This window comes from Bacillus fungorum (assembly GCF_002746455.1).
GTDB classification, from domain to species: domain Bacteria; phylum Bacillota; class Bacilli; order Bacillales; family Bacillaceae_G; genus Bacillus_A; species Bacillus_A fungorum.
On record NZ_NWUW01000023.1, the window covers coordinates 49,651 to 58,665 of the forward strand.

The following is a 9,015-nucleotide window of genomic DNA, read 5'->3' on the forward strand; positions in this document are numbered from 1 at the left end:
TTATAATGCTTTTTCTAATAATTTACGTTTGGCGAAAATCATACGACCAGCCGATGTTTGTAACACACTAGTTACAAGTACATCGAGTTGTGAACCTACGTATTCCCTACCATCTTCTACTACAATCATTGTGCCATCATCTAAATATGCAACACCTTGATTTTGTTCTTTCCCATCTTTTACAACATAAACGCTTAGTTCTTCACCTGGGAGTACAACAGGTTTAATCGCATTAGCTAAATCGTTAATGTTTAACACTGTTACCCCTTGTAATTCAGAAACTTTGTTTAAGTTGAAATCATTCGTTACTACAGTTCCACCAGTGATTTTTGCCAACTTTACAAGTTTGCTATCCACTTCTTGAATATCATCGAAATCGCCTTCATAAATTTCTACCGGAATCGGCATCTCTTTTTGAATACGATTTAAAATATCTAATCCTCTGCGACCACGATTACGCTTTAAAGCATCAGAAGAATCGGCAATGTGCTGAAGTTCTTCTAACACGAATTGTGGGATCACAATTGTTCCTTCTAAAAACTTCGTTTGGCAAATATCAGCAATACGTCCATCGATAATTACACTCGTATCGAGAATTTTCCAATGAGTTGTAGATTCTTCTACCTCAGTTTCAGTTTCTTCATTCTCACTATTATTATTTTTCTTCTTACCACGTTGTGGTAATGTAAATAATCCTAGCAATTCATTCCTCTTTTTAAATCCTACTTGGAATCCTAAATATCCTAGTAAAAGAGTAAAGAACACTTGCAACACTGTACTAATAACTGGAATTGTAAATTCACGAATTGGTATTAAAATTAAATATGCAACAATAAGGCCAGAGATTAAACCTAATGTACCAAATAAAACATCTGCTACAGGCGCCTTTACAAGAGCCTCTTCAATATGCTTAATAAGTTGAACAATATAATCTACAAGCCAAAATGTTGTTAAAAATAAAATAATTGCACCAATAATTGCACGAGCATACGATCCTTCCAGTAAAGGAACGGCACCGATGTCTAATACATTAATAACTTTTGGGATTAAGTAAATCCCTAACGCTCCCCCGATTACTAGAAAGAAGAGCTGTACAATCCGTTTTAACATCCAACCACCTCCTACTCATTATTAACCATTGTTTCGCTAATCAAAACGCCGAATGCAAAAGCGGACGTGTTTTTTATAAATAGTTTTATTTACCAATATATCATATCATATACCAAAAGTGTTCTAGTGTCGTTATATTATGGAATCAATGTAATATTCTTAATTGTGTCTACTCATATAGAGATGCTCTTGAATTCTTTTTAGGCCTTCTCGTATTTTCTTCGCCCTGACTTCTCCAATTCCTTCCACATCATCCAATTCATTAATAGTTGCACGGCAAACGCCTTGCAACGTTTTAAATCGATTAATTAAATTTTCAATGATAAGTGGTGGAACACGCGAAATTTTGCTTGTGATTCTGTATCCTCTCGGTGTTACAGTTTCTTCTAAACTCGTTTGTCCCGGGTATCCAAGCAATTTAACTAAATCGCTATCCTCTAGAAGTTGTGTATTTGCAAGATCTTGTAACTTTTTCAAAATTTGATGATGATCTTGCGTTTTCTCCTGGTGATAATCCTTAATTAATAACGCTGCCTCTGCCTCTAAATCAGCTAGTAGCTCTGTAAGTTGTAGACGTATTAGCCTACCTTCTGTTCCTAGCTCATGAATATAGCTCAATATTTCATTTTTAATACGCAACACCATTTCAACACTATGTAAAACGTGAACTACCTCGGACATTGTAACGACCTCTTCAAATTCTAGAATGCCCAAATTCGTAATCCCATCATTCCATACAGCCTTATATTTTTCTAACGTTTGAATAGCTTGGTTTGCCTTTGTTAAAATAACACCTATATCTTTTAGTGTATACCGTAAATTCCCTTGATATAGCGTAATTACGTTACGTCTTTGTGAAATAGCCACAACAAGACTACCTGTTTGCTTTGCTACACGCTCTGCCGTTCGGTGGCGCATCCCTGTCTCAATAGAGTCGATAGATGACTCTGGCACTAACTGTGCATTCGCAATTAAAATTTTACTTCCAGTTTCATTTAAAATAAGTGCTCCATCCATTTTTGCTAACTCATATAAACTAGCAGGAGAAAATGCACAATTAATATGAAACCCTCCATCAACAATACTTTTTATCTGCTCATTATATCCAAGAACAATTAATCCCCCTGTTTGTGCGCGAAGCACATTATCTATTCCTTCGCGCAGTGGTGTTCCCGGGGCCACGAGCTGTAAAATATTAATCATACTTTTGACACGTTGCTTGTTTTCTTCCATAGCCTAGCCTCCTAATGTCAAACGAAGCGCTTCTCCTAAATTGGATACACCTACTACCTCAATCCCATCTGGAATTGTCCATCCTCCTAAATTTTTCCTAGGAATAATAGCGCGTTGAAATCCTAATTTAGCTGCTTCTTGTACACGTTGTTCAATTCTTGATACTCTTCTTATTTCTCCAGTTAATCCCACTTCTCCTATTACTGCATCGGTTGGTGCCGTAGATTTATCTCTAAAACTTGAAGCTATACTTAAAGCCACAGCTAAATCAATTGCTGGTTCATCTAACTTCAAACCACCTGCTACTTTTAAATATGCGTCTTGATTTTGCAATAATAAACCTGTTCTTTTTTCTAGCACCGCCATAATAAGCGATACACGGTTATGGTCAATTCCCGTTGCCATTCTTCGAGGATTTCCAAAACTAGTAGGGGAGATTAATGCTTGTATTTCTACTAAAACCGGTCTTGTCCCTTCCATTGAGGCAACCACCGTTGATCCTGCAACCCCAACCGGTCTTTCCTCAAGGAAAATTTCAGAAGGGTTTAAGACTTCTGCAAGACCAAGTTCTTTCATTTCAAAAATACCCATTTCATTCGTAGAACCAAAACGATTCTTCACAGCTCGCAAAATACGATATGTATGATGACGATCTCCTTCAAAGTAAAGAACTGCATCGACCATATGTTCTAACATACGAGGTCCTGCAATTGCACCCTCTTTCGTCACATGTCCAACGATAAAAATAGGGATTCCTTTCGTTTTTGCAAGTTTCATTAATTCTGCTGTACATTCACGTACTTGCGCCACACTTCCCGGTGCTGACGTTACCTCAGGTAAATGTATTGTTTGGATGGAATCAATAACAACAAAGGCTGGGTTCACCTCTTCAATGTGTGTTGCAATTCGTTGTAAATCCGTCTCTGATACAACAAATAGATTACTACCATTTACATGTAAACGATCCGCACGCAGTTTAATCTGTTTTGCTGATTCTTCACCCGATATATATAGTACATCATATGAAGAATCTGCTAATTGCGATGATATCTGTAATAGTAACGTTGATTTTCCAATCCCAGGGTCTCCACCTATGAGTACTAAGGACCCATCTACAATCCCACCACCAAGTACACGGTTAAATTCTTGAAATTTCGTTTCAATACGCGCCTCAGACTTTGTTTCCACTTCTGTTAGACGTCTTGGTTTTGTTACTTCAGTTTGAATTGCATTGGCATAATTAAGGCGCCTTGATGATACAACCGGCTCCATCTCTTCAACAAGCGTATTCCATTGGCCACATCCAGGGCATTTCCCCATATATTTTGGTGACTGATAACCACACTCTTGACATGTAAATTTTGTTTTCTTTTTAGCCATATCGTTTTATATTTCACTTCACTTTCATCTATAAACAGTTTATCCTTCTCGTACAAGAAAGAGGGCTATCTCGTAGCCCTCTTAGTTTGTCTATACTTATTTTACCTTTTCAGCACTATGAATGACAAATGATTCTCCTTCAACATCAAAGATAACTTTTTGTCCTTTCTCAATAGCACCTTTTAAAAGTTCTTCCGATAGTCTATCTTCTACATGTTTCTGAATTGCTCTACGAAGCGGGCGCGCACCGTACTCTCGGTCAAATCCTTTATCAGCAATAGCTGAAATCGCTCCTTCTGTTAAATGCAATTCAATTTCTTGTTCTTTTAAGCGATTTACTAACTGATTCACCATAAGCGTTACAATCTCTTGAATGTGTTTTTTCTCAAGCATATGGAACACGATAATTTCATCAATACGGTTTAAGAATTCTGGACGAAACGCCTTTTTCAGTTCATCCATTACTTTACCTTTCATATCTGAATAATCGCGACTCTCATCTTGTACGTTAAATCCAAGATGTTTATTACGTTTTAACGCCTCTGCACCAACATTAGATGTCATAATAACAATTGTATTACGGAAATCAACTGTACGCCCTTTAGAATCTGTTAAGCGACCATCTTCTAATACTTGTAGTAAAATGTTAAACACATCAGGATGAGCTTTCTCTACTTCGTCTAATAGGACAACTGAATATGGCTTACGGCGAACTTTTTCTGTTAATTGCCCACCTTCTTCATATCCAACATATCCTGGAGGAGATCCAACTAAACGAGAAGTAGAATGCTTCTCCATGTACTCAGACATGTCGATGCGAATCATTGCATCCTCATCACCAAACATAGATTCTGCTAACGCTCTTGCTAGCTCCGTCTTACCTACACCTGTTGGTCCTAAGAAAATAAATGAACCAATCGGACGTTTCGGATCTTTCAATCCTGCTCTAGCACGACGAACAGCTTTTGCTACAGCTACTACTGCTTCATCTTGACCAATAACACGATCGTGAAGAATGGATTCTAAGTTTAATAATTTATCAGTCTCTGTTTGTGCAAGTTTAGAAACCGGGATACGAGTCCACGTAGAAACGACATTTGCAATATCTTCTACTGTCACTTCTGAGTTTTCTTTTCCTTGTTGCTCTTTCCATTGACGCTTCGTATCTTCTAATTTCTCACGTAAGCGTTGTTCCATATCACGTAAGGAAGCAGCTTTTTCAAATTCTTGACTTTGTACAGCTGCATCTTTTTCTTTTCTAATTTCCTCAAGCTTCACTTCAAGCTCTTTTAGATTTGGTGGTGTTGTATAAGAGCGTAAGCGAACCTTTGAAGCAGCTTCATCAATTAAATCAATCGCTTTATCTGGTAAGAAACGATCTGTAATATAACGATCTGAAAGCTTTACAGCTGCATCAATTGCATCATCTGTAATAGATACACGGTGATGTGCCTCATAGCGATCACGTAAACCTTTCAAGATTTGAGTTGATTCGTCTAAACTTGGCTCATCAACGTGAATTGGTTGGAAACGTCTCTCTAAAGCCGCGTCTTTTTCAATATATTTGCGATATTCATCTAACGTTGTCGCCCCAATACATTGTAATTCCCCACGAGCTAAAGATGGTTTTAAAATGTTCGATGCATCAATGGCACCTTCTGCTCCACCTGCACCAATTAATGTATGAAGTTCATCAATAAATAGAATGATATTTCCTGCTTGACGGATTTCATCCATTACTTTCTTCAAACGATCTTCAAATTCACCACGATATTTTGTTCCAGCTACCACTGTACCCATATCTAGTGTCATAACGCGCTTATCTCTTAAAGTTTCAGGAACTTCATTATTTACGATTTGTTGTGCTAATCCTTCTGCGATTGCTGTTTTACCTACACCAGGCTCCCCAATTAATACAGGATTGTTTTTTGTTCTACGGCTTAACACTTCAATTACACGCTGAATTTCTTTACCGCGCCCAATAACAGGGTCTAAACGATTTTCACGTGCAACAACTGTTAAATCACGTGCTAGGCTATCCAATGTTGGTGTATTTGCATTTGTTGAAGAACCACCTTGGTGGCCTGAACTTGCTTCATTACTTCCAAGAAGTTGCAATACTTGTTGTCTTGCCTTATTTAGGCTAACACCTAAGTTATTTAAAACACGTGCTGCTACACCTTCACCTTCACGGATTAAACCAAGTAAGATATGTTCTGTTCCAACGTAAGAATGACCTAATTTACGAGCTTCATCCATAGACAACTCAATAACCTTTTTAGCACGCGGTGTATAATGTACAGTTTGAGAAGCTTCTGTTCCGCGTCCAATTAACGCTTCTACCTCTTTTTGAACTTTCTCTGGACTTAACCCAAGAGCAATTAACGCTTTTGCTGCAATTCCTTCACCTTCGCGTACAAGCCCAAGTAAAATATGTTCTGTTCCAATATTATTATGCCCAATACGAATTGCTTCCTCTTGAGATAAAGCTAATACTTTCTGTGCTCTTTCTGTAAATCTTCCAAACATCATAGAAATCGCCTCCTACTTGCGCTTAGTTTTTTTCAATACGTAATCGCTCACGGATTAAGGTTGCTCTTCGATAATCTCTTTCTTCTGGCCCTAAAGGTCCTCCAGCATATTGTTGTAAAATGCCTGGTTGTGTAAGAACCATTAGCTCAGTCAAAATATTTCTCGATATACCTTTTATATATCCTAAATCAATACCAAGTCGTAAATCTGATAAGCAATTGGCTGCTTCCGCAGATTGAATTAAACGACTGTTGGCTAGTATGCCATAAGAGCGATAAACTTTATCTTCAAGTTCAATACTTGAATTTTGTACGATTAATTCTCTAGCCATTTTTTCTTGCTGTATGATTTGTTGAATGACACTCTTTAAATCTGTAATAATATCTTCTTCAGATTTTCCTAATGTCATTTGGTTTGACACTTGAAATATATTACCTAACGCTTCGCTACCTTCACCGTATATTCCTCTTACTACTAACCCTAATTTTTGAATTACTTGTATAATACGACTAATTCTTTTCGTTAAGACCAGCCCCGGTAAGTGAATCATTACAGAAGCCCTTAATCCTGTACCAACGTTAGTAGGACAACTCGTAATATATCCAAGTGATTCATCAAAAGCATATTCAACCTCTTTCTCTATCCAATTATCTATTTGATTGGCACTGTGAAGGGCCTCTGATAATTGCAACCCTGAAAATAAGCACTGAATCCGAATATGGTCTTCTTCATTAAGCATAACACTAATATGTTCGCTTTCTGACAATAGACATGCTCCATATTCTGTTCCTGCAAGGTTAGGGCTAATTAAATGCTTTTCAACTAATACTCTCCTTTGAAGAGGGGTTAATTCATTCATTTTTAATAGTTCAAACTCTCCATAAGTTTCTACTGTTTTATTTATAAATTCCTTTTTAAATAATTCATGAATCTGTTTAGCTTCTTCTTCGTTTTGCATAGTAGAGAATTGATATTTTTTAAAATTACGAGCCAAACGAATTCGACTACTTAAAACAATATCAGAATCAGGGCCATCACCCTTCATCCATGGACTAATCGCTTCATTCATAATGTTGTCCAGTGACATAGAACTATTCCCCCTCTCTATGCTCACTAAGCTGAGTTTCAAGATTTCTAATTTTATCCCTTACTTCAGCAGCTTTCTCAAATTCCTCTTTCTGTACGGATTGTTTCAAAATGAGTTTTAGTTCATCTAATTCTTTCTTTAAGTGAATATTTCCTTCTATACGCTCCGGAATTTTTCCACAATGATCTGTATGCCCACCGTGAAGACGTTTTAATAATGGCTTTAAATGTTCCTTAAATGTACCGTAACAAGAAGCACATCCAAAGCGTCCCACCTTTGTAAATTGTTCATATGTCATCTTACAATCCGGGCATCTCAATACACTTGTATTCGAAAACCCGTTTTTTCCTTCTTCAAACATTGTTGATTCACCGTGTAATAACCCAGCAAATAAATCATGGAATGAAAAGTTAGACTGCGATGATTGAAAGAAAGACGTATAGCCACTTTGTTCTGCACATTGCTCACAAAGATGAACTTCCGCCTTCTTTTCGTTGATTACTTTTGTATAATGTAAAGTTGCTGGTCTTATATTACAGTTTTGACAAGTCATCACTATCCCCACCTTTACAACAGGAACGATCTATCTCATAGTACTTTTCATACATTACTAGATTGTTCACTTTCCTTTATTCATTTAAATAAAAGTGCGTGTTCTTTTTTCAAAACCTCTACAATATTTAACTGCCTTATCTCTTAGTTATTATTCTTCTACAAAAGTTGTATTTATTTATATTTCAGTGTTCTTAACATTGCGCATAATATTCGAGCCCTAAGTTCATCTCGAGAAGGAACATCCATTGATAATACAGAACGATCTAGTACGCTTAACATGAGTTTGGCTTCACGGTTTGTTATGATTCCCTCTTCTATTAAACGTATAATCATACTCTCTGCATTCCCTTGTGCAACGCTATGATCAATCATATGAAGCATTTGATCAATAATGTCTATATCGTCATGCAGTTTGACTTTTATAATGCGAATGTAACCTCCTCCACCACGTTTACTTTCTACTACAAATCCTCTTTCTAATGTAAAACGGGTATTGATTACATAATTGATTTGAGATGGTACGCACTCGAATCGATCCGCAATCTCATTTCTTTTGATTTCAATCACATTATTATTACTTAAGTCAATAACTTGCTTTAGATATTGCTCAATGATATCAGATATATTTCTCATTTATCCGCCACCTTTATTGACTTTGACTATCTTTGACTTTAATTATATACGTATTAATAAAATTTGCAACTCTTTTGCTTATTTACTATCCTAGCCATATTCCCCTATATTTAATCAAAATAATAATTATTTAAACACATTTTTTAATTACTATGGATTATAAAAGAAAACACGAAAAAACACGAGTCATTTGACTCGTGTTTAATTGCTTGGCGACGTCCTACTCTCACAGGGACAAGGTCCCAACTACCATCGGCGCTAGAGAGCTTAACTTCCGTGTTCGGTATGGGAACGGGTGTGACCTCTCTGCCATCATCACCAAACTATGAAGGCATATTCCTTCAAAACTAGATAACATTTGCTACATATTATATGGTTAAGTCCTCGATCTATTAGTATTCGTCAGCTCCACATGTCACCATGCTTCCACCTCGAACCTATCAACCTGATCATCTTTCAGGGATCTTACTAGCTTACGCTATGGG

General features: G+C 36.8%; 7 protein-coding genes and 2 rRNA genes. All 9 read right to left on the reverse strand.

The features are described 5' to 3' along the window. Positions 1-1,110 (reverse strand): PIN/TRAM domain-containing protein, encoded by a 1,110-nt coding sequence (locus CO726_RS23900; protein WP_048526358.1) that lies wholly within the window; start codon positions 1,108-1,110, stop codon positions 1-3. A 159-nt stretch (positions 1,111-1,269) separates the two neighbouring features. Continuing rightward, positions 1,270-2,343 carry a DNA integrity scanning diadenylate cyclase DisA gene (disA, locus tag CO726_RS23905; RefSeq protein ID WP_098759801.1) on the reverse strand — a complete coding sequence of 358 codons (1,074 nt, stop codon included), beginning with the start codon at positions 2,341-2,343 and terminating at the stop codon, positions 1,270-1,272. A gap of 3 nt (positions 2,344-2,346) precedes the next feature. After that, positions 2,347-3,723 carry a DNA repair protein RadA gene (radA, locus tag CO726_RS23910; RefSeq protein ID WP_001085212.1) on the reverse strand — a complete coding sequence of 459 codons (1,377 nt, stop codon included), beginning with the start codon at positions 3,721-3,723 and terminating at the stop codon, positions 2,347-2,349. A gap of 96 nt (positions 3,724-3,819) precedes the next feature. Next, positions 3,820-6,255, reverse strand: a complete 2,436-nt coding sequence (gene clpC / locus CO726_RS23915; RefSeq protein WP_000971179.1) for an ATP-dependent protease ATP-binding subunit ClpC — start codon at positions 6,253-6,255, stop codon at positions 3,820-3,822. 22 nt (positions 6,256-6,277) lie between these two features. Continuing rightward, entirely contained in the window at positions 6,278-7,342 is a 1,065-nt protein-coding gene (mcsB, locus tag CO726_RS23920) for a protein-arginine kinase McsB (RefSeq protein ID WP_099685887.1), read from the reverse strand. A 4-nt stretch (positions 7,343-7,346) separates the two neighbouring features. Beyond that, entirely contained in the window at positions 7,347-7,895 is a 549-nt protein-coding gene (gene mcsA / locus CO726_RS23925) for a protein-arginine kinase activator protein McsA (protein WP_098759804.1), read from the reverse strand. A gap of 173 nt (positions 7,896-8,068) precedes the next feature. Beyond that, positions 8,069-8,530: a transcriptional regulator CtsR gene (gene ctsR / locus CO726_RS23930; protein WP_001244563.1), complete on the reverse strand. Its 462-nt coding sequence runs from the start codon at positions 8,528-8,530 to the stop codon at positions 8,069-8,071. Between the two features lie 207 nt (positions 8,531-8,737). Continuing rightward, positions 8,738-8,853, reverse strand: a 5S ribosomal RNA gene (gene rrf / locus CO726_RS23935). 49 nt (positions 8,854-8,902) lie between these two features. Beyond that, positions 8,903-9,015: ribosomal RNA gene (locus CO726_RS23940) — 23S ribosomal RNA — on the reverse strand; the annotation flags it as partial.

Excerpts from the sequence above, each read along its gene's own strand:
- mcsB (WP_099685887.1), bottom strand. The coding sequence starts at position 7,342 with ATGTCACTGGACAACATTATGAATGAAGCGATTAGTCCATGGATGAAG.
- clpC (WP_000971179.1), bottom strand. The coding sequence starts at position 6,255 with ATGATGTTTGGAAGATTTACAGAAAGAGCACAGAAAGTATTAGCTTTA.
- mcsA (WP_098759804.1), bottom strand. The coding sequence starts at position 7,895 with ATGACTTGTCAAAACTGTAATATAAGACCAGCAACTTTACATTATACA.
- radA (WP_001085212.1), bottom strand. The coding sequence starts at position 3,723 with ATGGCTAAAAAGAAAACAAAATTTACATGTCAAGAGTGTGGTTATCAG.
- disA (WP_098759801.1), bottom strand. The coding sequence starts at position 2,343 with ATGGAAGAAAACAAGCAACGTGTCAAAAGTATGATTAATATTTTACAG.
- ctsR (WP_001244563.1), bottom strand. The coding sequence starts at position 8,530 with ATGAGAAATATATCTGATATCATTGAGCAATATCTAAAGCAAGTTATT.
- CO726_RS23900 (WP_048526358.1), bottom strand. The coding sequence starts at position 1,110 with ATGTTAAAACGGATTGTACAGCTCTTCTTTCTAGTAATCGGGGGAGCG.